Raw genomic sequence first — 14016 nt, 5'->3', positions numbered from 1 at the left:
ATCAAAGATTTCATGACGATGGGGTGTACGTTGATGAAAAAGCAGGAAATGGAACAATTGTTTATATTCAAATATGGGGAAAGCGCTGAGCCGATTCGCGTATTTAACGCCCCAGGACGGGTGAACTTGATCGGTGAGCATATCGACTACAACGGGGGGTATGTGTTCCCGGCGGCGTTGGAATTTGGGACGACGCTGGCGATCCGCAAGCGCGCTGACGGCAAAGTCGCCTTTGCTTCCAGCAACCTGCCTTACACGGCAGAGCTGGCACTGGAAGAGCTCGGCACAAGCAAAACCGGTGAATGGATCGACTATCCGATCGGCGTTTACGTGGAGCTGAAGAAGCTGGGCATCTCGCTTACGAGCGGGTATGACCTGCTGTTCCATGGCGAAATTCCGAACGGTGCGGGCTTGTCCTCCTCCGCATCGATTGAAGTGGTAACGGCCTTGGCGTTCGTGAGCATGGAAGGGAAGGAGCTCGACAAGGTGGAAATCGCCCGGTTGTCTCAGCGGGCTGAGAATCAATATGTCGGCGTAAACAGCGGCATTATGGACCAGTTCGCGGTGGCGAACGGGGCCAAGGACCATGCGATCCTGCTGATGTGCGACACCTTGGAATACAAGCTGGTCCCGTTCCGGACAGGCGCGTATAAGCTGGTCATTGGCAATACGAAGAAACGCCGCGGGCTGGTCGATTCCAAATACAACGAACGGCGTTCGGAATGTGATGCTGCGCTGGAGATTTTGCAAAAACGCGAGCCGGGCTTGGAGTTCTTGGCCCACCTGAAGCCGGAGCAGTTGGAGCAGTGGCGGGGAGATTTTACGAACGAAGTGCTGTATAAACGGGCCAAACACGTGGTGGAAGAGAACGCGCGCGTGCTGAAATCGGTGGATGCGCTGAGCGCCAACGATTTGAAGGCTTTTGGCGAGCTGATGAACGCCTCCCATGATTCGCTGCGTGACTTGTACGAGGTGAGCTGCCTGGAGCTGGACGTGATGGTTGAGGAAGCACGGAAGATCGAAGGCACATTGGGCGCCCGGATGACCGGGGCCGGATTTGGCGGCTGTACAGTATCGCTGGTGCATGAGGATTCGGTAGAGCGGTTCGTGTCCGAGGTTGGTCGGTCTTATAAGGAACGGACAGGGCTGGAAGGCGAATTTTACGTGTGCGGCGTAGGCGACGGAGTACATGAGATGAAAGGGGAGTAATCATCATGGCGATACTGGTTACGGGGGGAGCCGGTTATATCGGCTCGCATACAGTAGCGGCGCTGCTGGAGCAAGGAAGAGAGGTCGTCGTGATCGACAACCTGCAGACCGGACATCGCGAGGCGTTGCTCGGCGGTAAGCTGTATGAAGGAGATCTGCGCGATAAGGCGCTGTTGGCCAAGTTGTTTGCCGAGAACGAGATCGAAGCGGTCATCCATTTTGCCGCGAACTCTCTGGTTGGGGAGAGCATGAAGGATCCGGTCAAATATTTTGACAATAACGTGTACGGGACGCTTTGCTTGTTGGATGCGATGGATCAGGCGAATGTGCGCAAGATCGTGTTCTCCTCCACGGCGGCAACCTACGGCGAACCGGAAAAAGTGCCGATTGAAGAGAGTGATCCGACCCGGCCAACGAACGTGTATGGCGAAACGAAGCTGACGATGGAACGGATGATGGCTTGGTTCGATCAGGTGTTGGGGATCAAATACGTGTCCCTGCGTTACTTCAACGCGGCTGGTGCCCATGAGAGCGGCAAAATCGGCGAGGACCATCGCCCGGAAAGCCATTTGATCCCGTTGATCATTCAAGCGGCCTTGGGACAACGTCCGTCCATCCAGGTGTTCGGCGATGACTACAACACGGCGGACGGTACTTGTGTCCGCGACTATATCCACGTGAGTGATTTGGCAGATGCCCATCTGCGCGCGGTGGATCATTTGCTGGGCGGCGGAGAGAGCGACGTATTTAACCTTGGCAACGGGCAAGGTTTCTCGGTCAAGGAAGTGATCGAAACCGTGAAGCAGGTCACCGGCCGCGACTTCCCGGTCGCGATCAGCCCGCGCCGCGCCGGCGATCCGGCGGTGCTCATCGCTTCCTCGGATAAAGCCCGCCGCGTGCTGGGCTGGAATCCGACTCGCAACAAGCTGCCCGGCATCATTGAAAGCGCATGGCAATGGCATAACAGCCATCCGAACGGTTATAACGACTAAGGGAGTGTTATGGGATGGGAGTAGAAGAGAGAAGTCGTCAAGACGCGCTTCATGCGATTGAACGGCTAGTGAATTATGCGCTCGAGCAGGGCCTGATCGATTGGTGGGACGTGGACTATTCGCGCAATCGTCTCCTGGAGCTGTTCTCCTTTGATGAGCCGTACACCGGCGAAGTGGCGAAGGAGGCGCTGACCGGACCGCAGGAGCCGCTTGAGATCTTGATCGATTACGGGCTTACGATCGGCTTGATTCCGGAAGATACCGCTACGTACCGCGATTTGCTGGATGCGAAAATCATGGGCTTGCTCATGCCGCGCCCGTCGGAAACAATCGCCGCCTTCCGCAAAACGGAAAGCGAGCAGGGAATTGCCGCCGCGACCGACGCCTTCTATAAGTTGTCGGTAGCCAGCAATTACATCCGGATGGACCGGGTGCGTCAGAACATCTATTGGGAGCAGCCGACGCCGTTTGGAGACATGGAAATCACGATTAACCTGTCCAAACCGGAGAAGAATCCGAAGGAAATCGCGATGGCGAAGCTGCTGCCGCCTCCGGTGTACCCTAAATGTCAGTTGTGCCGCGAGAACGTTGGTTATGCCGGACGACTGAATCATCCAGCCCGCCAGAATTTGCGAGTTATTCCACTGACGCTGAACGGGGAGCCGTGGTTTTTCCAATACTCGCCTTACGTCTATTACAACGAGCATTGTATCGTGTTCCACCACGATCACATTCCGATGAAGCTGACCCGCGATACGTTTAAGCGGCTGTTGGAATTCACGACGTTGTTCCCGCATTACTTCATCGGCTCCAACGCGGATCTGCCGATCGTCGGCGGGTCGATTCTGACGCACGACCATTTCCAGGGGGGACGCCACACGTTTCCATTGGAAAAAGCTCCAGTCGAAGCTGTCTACGTCCATCCGGACTTCGCCGGCGTCACCGTCGGCAGGGTGAAGTGGCCGATGTCTGTGCTGCGGGTGAACGGCCAAGAGCGGGAAGCCGTGTTGGAAGCGGTAGATCATCTGTACGAAAAATGGAAGCAATACAGCGACCCATCTGTTGGCGTCCTGGCCTTCTCCGAGCAGGAGGGGGAATCCGTGCCGCATAACACGGTAACGCCGATCGTTCGCCGCAGCGCGGACGGCGGGTATGAAGCGGACATCGTCCTGCGCAATAACCGGACGGACGAACAGCATCCCGAAGGGATTTTCCATCCGCACCGCGAGATGCATCACATCAAGAAGGAGAACATCGGCCTGATTGAAGTCATGGGCGTAGCCATCCTTCCGGGCCGGCTGAAGGAAGAACTGGCGGGGGTTGCTGACATTCTGAGCGGCGATAAGGCGCTCTATGAGCAAACTGTATCCGATCCGAATGCCCGCTTGGCCGTGCATGCGGACTGGGTGAAGGAACTGGTTGCACGCGTTGGCATGTCGTTGGGTCGTGAAGAGGCCGAAGCGCTGCTGCGTGATGAGGTTGGCCGCAAGTTCGCGGAGATCCTTGGACATGCCGGCGTATTTAAAGCGACGCCCGAAGGCTGTGAGGCTTTCGAACGCTTTGTTGAATCGGTTGGTTACCGCAGACGGTAAGGCATAACCGAATTTAGAAGTAAAGGGGCGTTCCAAATCGATAAAGGTTTGGGATGATCCCTTTTTCTGTTTGTTATTTTGTTACAGTTAGAAGTATAATAGTTTGGGAGTTCGAAGAGGCTAGAAATAGCACCAGCGCATTGTAGAAACGCTCCATTTACATAACCAAATTTTAGGAGGAGTTAAGGCATGGACAATTTCGTATTTCATAATCCAACCAAGCTGATCTTCGGCAAAGGCCAGCTGGAGGCGCTTCGCAACGAGGTGCCGGCTTACGGCAAAAAAGTGCTGCTAGTCTACGGCGGCGGCAGCATTAAACGCAGCGGGCTGTACGATCAAGTGACGGCCATTCTGCGGGAAATCGGCGCCGAAGTGACGGAGCTTGCGGGCGTTGAGCCGAACCCGCGTCTTTCGACGGTGCACCGCGGGGTCGAGCTGTGCAAATCCAACGGCATCGAGCTGGTTCTTGCCGTCGGCGGCGGCAGCGTGCTGGACTGCTCGAAGGCGATTGCCGTCGGGGCTAAATACGACGGGGATATGTGGGATTTCGCAGAGCGCAAAGCCGTACCGAAAGCCGCCCTGCCGCTCGGAACGGTACTTACGATGGCCGCAACTGGCTCCGAAATGAACGGAAACTCCGTCATTTCCAACGAAGAAACTAAGGAGAAGCTGGGTTGGAGCAGCAAGCTGGCTTATCCTGCATTCTCCATCCTTGATCCGCAGTTCACGGTTTCCTTGCCGAAAGACCAAACGGTGTACGGCATGGTGGATATCATGTCTCATGTATTCGAGCATTATTTCCATCCAACGCCAAACACTCCGCTGCAGGATGAGTTCTGCGAAGGGCTGCTGCGGACGGTGATCGAAACGGCACCGAAGCTGGTACAGGATTTGGAAAACTACGACCTCCGGGAAACGATTCTGCTGTGCGGCACATTGGCGCTGAACGGCGTGCTGAACATGGGCTTGTCCGGGGACTGGGCTACTCACAACATCGAACATGCTGTGTCGGCGGTTTACGATATTCCGCATGGCGGCGGCCTGGCCATCCTGTTCCCGAACTGGATGAAATATAACCTGAAGCAGGATGTCGCCCGCTTTAAGCGTCTGGCGATCAACGTCTTCCATGTCGATCCTGCCGGCAAGAGCGATGAGGCAGTGGCGCTTGAGGGCATCGAAGCGTTGCGGTCATTCTGGAACTCGATTGGCGCACCAAGCCGCTTGGCGGATTACGGCATTGACGACAGTCAACTGGAAGTTATGGCCGATAAAGCGGTCCGCTTTGGTTCGTTTGGCAATTTTGCCGTGTTGGATAAACAGGACGTGCTCGAAATTTATCGGATGTCGCTGTAAATCCCCGCTTCATAGATCCCTACTTAAAATAACCGGTCTCACGACTTGGCGTCGTAGGCCGGTTTTTCTTTTTTTGAAACATATTTCACCAATTTACGTATTTAATTGTAGAGTCCAACAATATTTTGGGTAGAGGGAGGAACGGGATGGAAGCGCTGTTTTGGGGTTGTTTCGTCGGCGGTGCTTTGTTTGCCGTCATCAGCGCCGTGCTTGGTGACTTGATCGGAAGCTGGCTGGATGGCGTGTTTGATTTCCTGTCCGCGGATTTTCTCAAGCCGATCATCACGGCCTCGGCGATCACGTCCTTTGGCGGAGCCGGTATTTTGCTGGACCGATACACCGGGCTTGGCACGGCTGTTGTAGTGGTTTTAGCGATAGTTGCAGCCGTCCTGCTGTCTGCTACCGTGTATTTCGCCTATGTGAAACCGATGGAGAACAGTGAAAATTCCACGGGATTCTCTGAATCGGAGCTGCCCGGTAAAATCGGCGAAGTCACCGTGCCCATTCCGGCGCAAGGGTATGGCGAAGTGATGGTGAAGCAGGTAGGCGGCAATTCGCTGCATATCGCCTCCAGCTGGGATCGGAAGGAGATTCCCGCCGGAACAGCCGTCGTTGTGATCGGGACGGCGAAGGACGGGACCGTCCAGGTTTCCGAGCTTTACCCCCACCCGATGTAATGCCAATTAAAGAAGAGGGAGCTGATGTCATTGTTCGAAAGTTTTCCGGATTTCCTACTGATCCCCGTGATCGTGATTGCAGTCATTGTCGTGCTTGGGCTGGCGTTTTGGGCAAGATACAAAACGGTGGGCCCCGATGAGGCGATGATTGTGACGGGGTCTTTTCTAGGCAGCAAAAACATTTCCGACGACCAATCCGGCCGCAAAATCAAAATCGTGCGCGGCGGCGGGGCATTTATCTGGCCGATCTTTCAGAAAGCCGAGTTTATGTCGCTGCTATCCCATAAGCTTGACGTGATGACGCCCGAGGTCTACACCGAGCAAGGGGTGCCGGTATCTGCAGACGGCGTGGCCATCATTAAAGTGGGCAGCTCGATCGAAGACGTCGCAACAGCCGCCGAACAATTTATGGGCAAACCCATCGAATCGCTGAAGGGCGAGGCACAGGAAGTGCTGGAAGGCCATCTGCGTTCCATCCTGGGCTCGATGACCGTTGAGGAAGTCTATCGCAACCGCGACAAGTTTGCTCAGGAAGTGCAAAGCGTCGCAGCCCGGGATCTGAAGAAAATGGGACTGCAGATCGTTTCGTTCACGATCAAGGACGTTCGGGATAAGCACGGTTATTTGGAGGCGCTTGGGAAGCCGCGGATCGCTGCGGTTAAGCGGGACGCCGACATCGCTGAGGCCGAAGCCCAGCGGGATGCACGGATCCAGAAAGCGCTGGCCGAGGAAGCTGGGCAGAAGGCCGAGCTGGTGCGCGATACGAACATCGCCGAGGCTGAGAAAGAGAAGGAACTGAAGGTAGCGTCCTTCAAGAAGGAGCAGGACACTGCCAGAGCCGAAGCCGACCAAGCTTATCACATTCAGGAAGCTCGGGCTAAGCAAGTGATGGTCGAAGAGCAGATGAAGGTCGAGCTGGTGCGGAAGGAACGGGAAATCGATCTGCAGGACAAAGAAATTATCGTCCGTCAGAAGCAATATGATGCTGAAGTGAAGAAAAAGGCCGATGCGGACCGTTATGCCGTCGAGCAGGCCGCCGAAGCGGAAAAAGCCCGGAAGATGCGGGAAGCCGATGCGCTGCAATACTCGATCGAAACGCAGGCCAAAGCTTCCGCTGAACAGAAGCGGCTAGAAGGCCTGGCGATTGCGGATGCCGAACGGGCCAAAGGGACGGCGGATGCCGAAATCATCCGTCTGCGCGGCTTGGCCGAGGCCGAAGCGAAGGAGAAGCTGGCCGAAGCGTTCCAGAAATTCGGCGAGGCGGCGATCCTCGATATCGTAATGAAGATGCTGCCGGAGTTGGCAAGCAAGATCGCTGCACCGCTGTCCTCCATCGACAAGCTGACCGTCGTCGATACCGGCAAAGGCGAGGGAGCCGCTCGCGTCAGCAACTACGTGACCGAACTGATGGCCACAGCGCCTGACATGCTCAAGAGCGTCTCCGGGATCGAACTCGATCGGTTGATCCAAAGCCTGACCAAAGGCAAAGTTGTCGCCGCAACACCGGAGCTTGAGACGGCTTCCGTCAAGTCTGCAGCAGGCGGAAAGGTGCCAGATCCGGTTGTGCTGGAAACCGCGGCTTCGAAGGCAGCCGACCCAGACCAAAAGTAGGGCCTAAGGTGGCTTGACAACCGCCCTCCATCCGTGTATCTTGTCCTAGGATAAAAAGAAACCGGCGTCCCGCTCATCATCAGAGTGAGGACGCCTTTGAAATGCCTGGGAATCGGCTGACGGCGCCCAAAAAATCCATTATAATGGGCTTAACCGTTTTCGGAATATAGGAAAAGAGGTGCTACTGTGTTGTGAACAGCCTGCGCGTGGCCAAAGTGTTGAATAACAATGTCATCATCGCAAATCATCCGGAGCATGGCGAGGTCGTTGTCATCGGCAAAGGCATCGGATTTAACCGAAAAACGGGAGATTCCATTTCGCTGGAAGCCGTCGAGAAGATGTTTATCCTTACGAACCAGCAGGAGCAGGAGCAATACAAGCAACTCGTGCACCAGGTGGATGAACAGCTGATCGAGATCATCGGCGAAATTATTATGTATATTTCCGGGAAAACTCAAACCGAGCTTAATGAGCATATTCACATCGCGTTAACTGACCACTTGGCGTTTGCGATAAAACGGGCGGAGCAGGACATCGCGTTTCATAATCCATTTTTGTTCGAGACGAAGGAAATTTATCCGCTGGAATATGAATTGGCGGAATATGCCATTCGTTTGATCAAGGAGAGGCTGGGCATTGATCTTGGTGAAGACGAAATTGGCTTCGTTGCGCTTCACATCAACAGCGCCATCACCAACCGTCACATCAGCGAGGTCCGCGGACATGCCCAGTTGATCGCCGATTTGGTAGGCATCATCGAGAAGGAGCTTCGCTTCTCGATCCTCCGCAATTCGCTGGACTATTCGCGTCTGCTCACCCATTTGCGGTTCGCGATCGAGCGGATTCGGCGGGGAGAGCAAGTCAGCGAAGTCGACAAGCTGGAATTGCTGCTCAAGCAGGAGTATCCTGTGTTGTATTCGCTTGCCTATAAATTGACAAAAGTTATGGAGCAACGGCTCAAGCTGCCGGTTTATAAGGCAGAGGTTAGTTATTTAACCATGCATTTACACCGTGTGGCTCCGGCAAATCTTCAATAGCTTGCTTGCGCGAAAAAAGAAGGTCTGCTATAATTCCTAATGCATTAACAACAACTTCATAATCACAATGTGTGACTGATTCGATCAGGCATGAGTTGATAAAGGTTTTTTTGGATTGTACTGGACGGTTACGGGGTATTATATCCGTAAGCGATCACGGTACAGCACAAATGACCTATATTGGCTCATGCCTGTTTTTGTTAGTCCACTATGTAATTACAGGAGGGTATTTATGTTTAAGCGTTTGTTTGGGGTTTTACAGCGGGTAGGTAAAGCGCTGATGCTTCCGGTAGCTCTTCTTCCGGCGGCAGGCCTGCTGCTCGGGATCGGTAATATGCTGGTCAGCCCTGAGTTCCTAAATTTGGTTCCCGCATTGGATAACCACGCTGTTCATGCTGTAGCTACAGTCATGATGAACGCCGGCCAAATCGTCTTTACGAACCTGGCCTTGCTGTTTGCAGTTGGCGTCGCCGTTGGTTTGGCAGGCGGTGAAGGGGTTGCCGGTCTGGCTGCCATTATCGGGTACCTCGTCATGAACGTGACGATGGGGACGGTCATTGGCGTGGTGCCGTCGATGATCGGAACCGATCCGGCCTATGCCAATGTACTTGGTATTCCAACGCTGGCAACGGGGGTATTCGGCGGTATTATCGTGGGTATCCTGGCTGCCGCAATGTATAACCGGTTCTTCCGGATTGAGCTTCCGTCTTACCTCGGCTTCTTCGCCGGGAAACGGTTCGTGCCGATTATGACGGCCGCTACTTCAGTTCTGCTCGGTTTGATGATGGTTGTCGTATGGCCACCGATCCAAACCGGATTAAACTTGGCTTCCCACTTTATGTTGGGGCAAAATCGGACGTTGTCCGCGTTTATTTTCGGGGTGGTCGAACGGGCGTTAATTCCGTTTGGTCTGCACCATATCTTCTACTCGCCGTTCTGGTTCGAGTTCGGCGAATACATCAATAGCGCAGGTCAGCTCGTGCGCGGGGACCAATCAATCTTCATGGCACAGCTGCGTGACGGCGTGCCGTTTACAGCCGGTACATTTATGACCGGTAAATTCCCGTTCATGATGTTTGGTTTGCCTGCCGCTGCGCTGGCGATTTACCACGAAGCTCGTCCAGAGCATAAGAAATATGTGGCCGGGATTATGGGCTCGGCAGCATTGACTTCCTTCTTGACAGGGATTACGGAACCACTGGAGTTCTCGTTCCTGTTCGTTGCACCGGCGTTGTTTGCCGTTCATACGATTTTCGCAGGTTTGTCCTTCATGACCATGCATCTCCTGGGAACGAAGATCGGGATGACCTTCTCCGGCGGTTTGATCGACTTCCTGATTTTCGGGGTGATTCCAAACCGGACACCTTGGTGGAACGTCATTATCGTTGGTCTGATCCTGGCGGTCATCTACTATTTCGGTTTCCGTTACGTGATTCGCAAGTTTAACCTGAAAACGCCGGGCCGCGAAGATCAAGTTGCCGATGAGGAAGGTGCAGCTGGAGGAGCAACTTCTCAGGACGATTTGCCGCATAATATCTTATCCGCGCTGGGCGGTCAAGAGAATATCGTTCACCTGGATGCCTGCATCACCCGGCTGCGTGTTGAAGTTAAGGATAAATCGAACGTCAACAAGGATCAGCTCAAGAAGCTGGGCGCTTCCGGTGTGCTTGAAGTAGGCAACAACATCCAAGCGATCTTCGGAACGCGTTCCGACACGATCAAATCGCAAATTGCCGATATTATGAGCGGCAAGACACCGCGGCCTGCGGAAAACTCCGAAGCAGCTGTGAAGACCGAAGAAGTTAAACCTGCTGAAGTGGAACAACAAGCGGCCCAAGACGGCGACGCGATCATCAAGGAAGATATCGTGATGCCGGTGGACGGTGAGCTGATGGACATTTCCAATGTACCTGATCCGGTGTTCTCGGAACGAATGACCGGCGACGGATTTGCAGTGCTTCCGCACGACGGCGTGATTGGTTCCCCGGTTTACGGGAAAGTATTTAACGTCTTCCCAAGCAAGCATGCCATCGGCATCATGTCGGACGGCGGGAAAGAAGTGCTGGTGCACATCGGCGTAAATACCGTCAAGCTGAAAGGCCAAGGCTTTAATGTACTGGTGAAGGAAGGGGATCTGGTCGCTGCTGGACAACCGATCCTGGAAGTGGACCTGGATTATGTGAAAGAGCATGCACCATCCATCATTTCGCCAATCGTCTTCTCGAACCTGCCAGAGGGCGCGTCCGTGAAGCTGAACAAAACCGGCAAGCTGTCCAAAGGCGAAGCCGACATCGTCACCATCAAGTAAAGCTCCAATGCGCCGTCGTTCTATCACGGCGGTGCATTTGGCATTGGTTCCCACGTTCCCTTACAATAGGGTGAGGAGCGTATCATATATCATTTTCCAAAAACTATAATTCAGAAAGCGAGAGGATCACTCATGGAAAGAATGTTCAAAATTACGGATGAAGACGGAATTCATGCACGCCCGGCAACGGCTCTGGTGAACACTGCTAACAAATTCAAGGGGGCCGAATCCTTCGCTGAAGCCGGCGGCAAGAAAGTGACCCTGAAATCGATTCTCGGCGTACTGTCCTTGGGTCTGGAACAAGGCGATTCGCTGAAGCTGATCGTTGAAGGCGAAGAGGCCGAGGCAGCACTTCAAGCGCTCACCGAAGTGATGGTTAACGAAGGGCTTGGAGAAGTGAATGCTTAAGATCGAAGGTATTGCCGCTTCGGCTGGCGTGGCCATCGCCAAAGCTTTCAAGCTGGAGCATCCCGACTATACGATTCATCGTCGGGATGCTTCCGATTCCGCTGCGGAACTGGCACGTTTGGACGAAGCTTTGGCCAAATCTCAACAAGAGCTTGAAGCGATCAAAGAGCGCACGCTTCAAGAGCTTGGTGAGAAGAAAGCGGAGATTTTTGAATCTCATTTGTTGATCTTGAACGACCCTGAGCTGTTGACGCCGGTTCGCGATAAAATTACCGCTGAGAGCGTTAGTGCGGAATACGCTTTGAATGAAACCGCAAATGAATTCATCACGATGTTTGAAAATATGAAAAGCGCCTACCTCAAGGAACGCGCAGCAGATATGCGGGACGTCACCAAGCGTGTGCTTACGCATTTGCTCGGACTGAATTACGTCAATCCGGCTGACATCAATGAGGAAGTCATCGTGATTGCGGAAGACTTGACGCCGTCGGATACGGCACAGTTGAATCGCAATTACGTCAAGGGCTTTACAACGAATATCGGCGGCCGCACGTCGCACTCGGCGATTATGGCCCGCTCGCTGGAAATCCCGGCGGTTGTCGGCACCAAAGAGGTGCTGGACAAGGTAAACAGCGGCGATCTTGTGATCGTGGATGGATTGGACGGCAGCGTCATCATCAATCCGACCGAGGATGTCCTGAGCGAATACAAAGCGAAACGTGATAAGTACCTGGTGCAGATCGAAGAATGGAAGAAGCTGCGCGAGGTGCAGACGATGTCCAAAGACGGCGTTCACGTGGAATTGGCCGCGAACATCGGCACGCCAAACGACGTGGCTGGCGTACTGGAGAACGGCGGTGAAGGGGTAGGCCTGTACCGGACGGAATTCCTGTACATGGGCCGCACAGAGCTGCCTTCAGAGGATGTTCAATTTAATGCTTACAAGACCGTGCTGGAAAAAATGGAAGGCAAGCCGGTTGTTGTCCGCACGTTGGATATCGGCGGCGACAAAGAGCTGCCGTATTTGAATCTGCCGAAGGAACTGAACCCGTTCCTGGGCTTCCGAGCGATTCGCCTGTGCCTGGAGCAGAAGGACTTGTTCCGCACGCAGCTGCGCGCCTTGCTTCGCGCCAGCGTATACGGCACATTGCGTATCATGTTCCCAATGATCGCAACATTGGATGAATTCCGTGCGGCGAAGGCGCTGCTCCTGGAAGAGAAGGAGAAGCTGCAAGCCGAAGGCGTTCAAGTCTCCGACGAGATCCAACTCGGCATTATGGTGGAGATTCCTTCGACTGCGGTCCTGGCCGATCAGTTCGCCAAAGAAGTGGACTTCTTCAGTATTGGTACCAACGACCTTATTCAATATACAATGGCAGCCGATCGCATGAACGAACGCGTATCTTATTTGTACCAGCCATATAACCCATCGATTTTACGCTTGGTGAAAATGGTCATCGATGCAGCGCACAAAGAAGGCAAGTGGGCCGGCATGTGCGGCGAAATGGCTGGCGATGCAACGGCGATTCCGTTGCTGCTCGGACTTGGGCTGGACGAATTCAGCATGAGCGCGACTTCGATCCTGCCGGCTCGTTCGCAAATCTCCAAGCTGTCCAAAGCGGAAATGGAGCAGCTGGCGGCGAAGGCGCTGCAAATGCAGACGGCTGAACAAGTCGTCGAGCTGGTTCGCTCTATCGAAGCATAAGAATTGTTAGATTCGTAAGAATTTAAGATCTTTTCCAACTGGAAATACGGGTTTCCTCTTGAACCGGTGCCGTTAGGGCGCCGGTTTTTTTCTTGGTTGCGGCTTTATAGAGGTGTCTGGCTCTCTTTTTAACGATTATCCCGTTGCATCAGGGGGTGGGGAACACAGAATGGCTTGGATAAATAGGATCTATCTTGATCCCCTATTTCTGAAGGAAAGGGATAATGGTGTAAAAGAGGCCTGAAGAGGCATAAATCTTTGATGAGTACGAACCATCACACTTTTTCGTTGGGAAGGTCCTGCGAGGTTCTGGGTTCAACTTGACGAATCTTGCTTTTGTAACTAGAATGGTTGCAGGATAAAACGTATTTTGAAATTGAACTATTAAATAGAAAGAAGGGATCGCATGCCGCCGAAAACAACAAAGAACGCTTTGGCCAAGCGCAAAGCCGAACAACAAAAGCTGCAGCAGCAATTAAAGAGGAGACGACTGATCTGGTTTTCGACCGTGGGGTTGCTTCTGATTCTGATCATCGTCGTGTTGACGATTCAGCCGAAACCGAAGCCTGTCGAATTTGATTATGCTGCGCTGCCTGTGTTAGGACAAGCTGATGCCCCGGTAAAGATTGTAGAGTTCGGGGATTATCAATGTCCGTCGTGTAAACATGTAAATGAACTGATTAAGCCGGAATTGGTGAAGGATTATATAGATCAAGGTAAAGTCGCTTTTTATTTCATGAATCTGCCGTTTATCGGCTCCGATTCCTTTACGGCCGCGCTGGCCGCTCAATCGGTGTATCATCAAAGCAATGATGCGTTCTGGAAGTATTTCGATGCGATTTTTGAACGCCAGGGGGAGGAGAACAACGGTTGGGCTTCGCCTGAATTTTTGGTCAATCTGGCCAAAGAACTGGAGCTGCCCATCGATTACGACCTGCTGCAGAAAGATATCGCCGAAGCAACGTACCAGGACGAGGTGCAAGCGCAGTTGGCTCGAGGAGACAAGCTGGGCGTAGACAGCACGCCGACGTTCTTCATCAACGGTATTGAATATGCCGGCAACCTAGGCGATTATGAGACGCTGAAGAAGACCATCGATAACGAATTGGCCGGAGAATAAGAAT

11 protein-coding genes are annotated in these 14016 nt (G+C 53.5%); all 11 read left to right on the top strand.

The genetic code is table 11. The annotated features are described in order from the left end of the window. Nucleotides 1-33: 33 nt before the first annotated feature. Complete coding sequence (locus tag POTG_RS08220) at nucleotides 34-1209, top strand: galactokinase (RefSeq protein WP_036644705.1); 1176 nt, start codon at nucleotides 34-36, stop codon at nucleotides 1207-1209. A gap of 5 nt (nucleotides 1210-1214) precedes the next feature. Continuing rightward, complete coding sequence (galE, locus tag POTG_RS08215) at nucleotides 1215-2201, top strand: UDP-glucose 4-epimerase GalE (protein ID WP_009224366.1); 987 nt, start codon at nucleotides 1215-1217, stop codon at nucleotides 2199-2201. A gap of 14 nt (nucleotides 2202-2215) precedes the next feature. After that, nucleotides 2216-3793 carry a UDP-glucose--hexose-1-phosphate uridylyltransferase gene (locus POTG_RS08210; protein ID WP_009224365.1) on the top strand — a complete coding sequence of 526 codons (1578 nt, stop codon included), beginning with the start codon at nucleotides 2216-2218 and terminating at the stop codon, nucleotides 3791-3793. Nucleotides 3794-3982: 189 nt separating this feature from the next. Beyond that, nucleotides 3983-5146: an iron-containing alcohol dehydrogenase gene (locus tag POTG_RS08205; RefSeq protein WP_009224364.1), complete on the top strand. Its 1164-nt coding sequence runs from the start codon at nucleotides 3983-3985 to the stop codon at nucleotides 5144-5146. A 146-nt stretch (nucleotides 5147-5292) separates the two neighbouring features. Then, nucleotides 5293-5823 carry a hypothetical protein gene (locus tag POTG_RS08200; RefSeq protein ID WP_009224363.1) on the top strand — a complete coding sequence of 177 codons (531 nt, stop codon included), beginning with the start codon at nucleotides 5293-5295 and terminating at the stop codon, nucleotides 5821-5823. Nucleotides 5824-5847: 24 nt separating this feature from the next. Next, nucleotides 5848-7434 (top strand): flotillin family protein, encoded by a 1587-nt coding sequence (locus tag POTG_RS08195; RefSeq protein ID WP_036644703.1) that lies wholly within the window; start codon nucleotides 5848-5850, stop codon nucleotides 7432-7434. A 191-nt stretch (nucleotides 7435-7625) separates the two neighbouring features. Further along, nucleotides 7626-8471: a glucose PTS transporter transcription antiterminator GlcT gene (glcT, locus tag POTG_RS08190; protein ID WP_009224361.1), complete on the top strand. Its 846-nt coding sequence runs from the start codon at nucleotides 7626-7628 to the stop codon at nucleotides 8469-8471. Nucleotides 8472-8703: 232 nt separating this feature from the next. After that, the gene (gene ptsG, locus POTG_RS08185) at nucleotides 8704-10779 is read left to right on the top strand and encodes a glucose-specific PTS transporter subunit IIBC (RefSeq protein ID WP_009224360.1); all 2076 of its coding nucleotides are present in this window, start codon (nucleotides 8704-8706) and stop codon (nucleotides 10777-10779) included. Nucleotides 10780-10911: 132 nt separating this feature from the next. After that, nucleotides 10912-11187: an HPr family phosphocarrier protein gene (locus tag POTG_RS08180; protein WP_009224359.1), complete on the top strand. Its 276-nt coding sequence runs from the start codon at nucleotides 10912-10914 to the stop codon at nucleotides 11185-11187. After that, on the top strand, nucleotides 11180-12892 hold the full coding sequence (ptsP, locus tag POTG_RS08175; RefSeq protein ID WP_009224358.1) for a phosphoenolpyruvate--protein phosphotransferase: 1713 nt from the start codon (nucleotides 11180-11182) through the stop codon (nucleotides 12890-12892). Before POTG_RS08180 ends, ptsP begins: the two co-directional genes overlap by 8 nt. A 406-nt stretch (nucleotides 12893-13298) precedes the next feature. Further along, nucleotides 13299-14012 carry a DsbA family protein gene (locus POTG_RS08170; RefSeq protein ID WP_009224357.1) on the top strand — a complete coding sequence of 238 codons (714 nt, stop codon included), beginning with the start codon at nucleotides 13299-13301 and terminating at the stop codon, nucleotides 14010-14012. The last annotated feature ends 4 nt before the right edge of the window (nucleotides 14013-14016 follow it).

Origin of the sequence: Paenibacillus sp. oral taxon 786 str. D14 (genome assembly GCF_000159955.1) — a bacterium.
Classification (GTDB): Bacteria; Bacillota; Bacilli; order Paenibacillales; family Paenibacillaceae; genus Fontibacillus; species Fontibacillus phoenicis.
This window is presented reverse-complemented; position numbering and strand designations above follow the sequence as displayed.

Excerpts from the sequence above, each read along its gene's own strand:
- galE (WP_009224366.1), top strand. The coding sequence starts at position 1,215 with ATGGCGATACTGGTTACGGGGGGAGCCGGTTATATCGGCTCGCATACA.
- POTG_RS08200 (WP_009224363.1), top strand. The coding sequence starts at position 5,293 with ATGGAAGCGCTGTTTTGGGGTTGTTTCGTCGGCGGTGCTTTGTTTGCC.
- POTG_RS08210 (WP_009224365.1), top strand. The coding sequence starts at position 2,216 with ATGGGAGTAGAAGAGAGAAGTCGTCAAGACGCGCTTCATGCGATTGAA.
- POTG_RS08180 (WP_009224359.1), top strand. The coding sequence starts at position 10,912 with ATGGAAAGAATGTTCAAAATTACGGATGAAGACGGAATTCATGCACGC.
- POTG_RS08205 (WP_009224364.1), top strand. The coding sequence starts at position 3,983 with ATGGACAATTTCGTATTTCATAATCCAACCAAGCTGATCTTCGGCAAA.
- POTG_RS08195 (WP_036644703.1), top strand. The coding sequence starts at position 5,848 with ATGTCATTGTTCGAAAGTTTTCCGGATTTCCTACTGATCCCCGTGATC.
- ptsG (WP_009224360.1), top strand. The coding sequence starts at position 8,704 with ATGTTTAAGCGTTTGTTTGGGGTTTTACAGCGGGTAGGTAAAGCGCTG.
- POTG_RS08220 (WP_036644705.1), top strand. The coding sequence starts at position 34 with ATGAAAAAGCAGGAAATGGAACAATTGTTTATATTCAAATATGGGGAA.
- ptsP (WP_009224358.1), top strand. The coding sequence starts at position 11,180 with ATGCTTAAGATCGAAGGTATTGCCGCTTCGGCTGGCGTGGCCATCGCC.
- POTG_RS08170 (WP_009224357.1), top strand. The coding sequence starts at position 13,299 with ATGCCGCCGAAAACAACAAAGAACGCTTTGGCCAAGCGCAAAGCCGAA.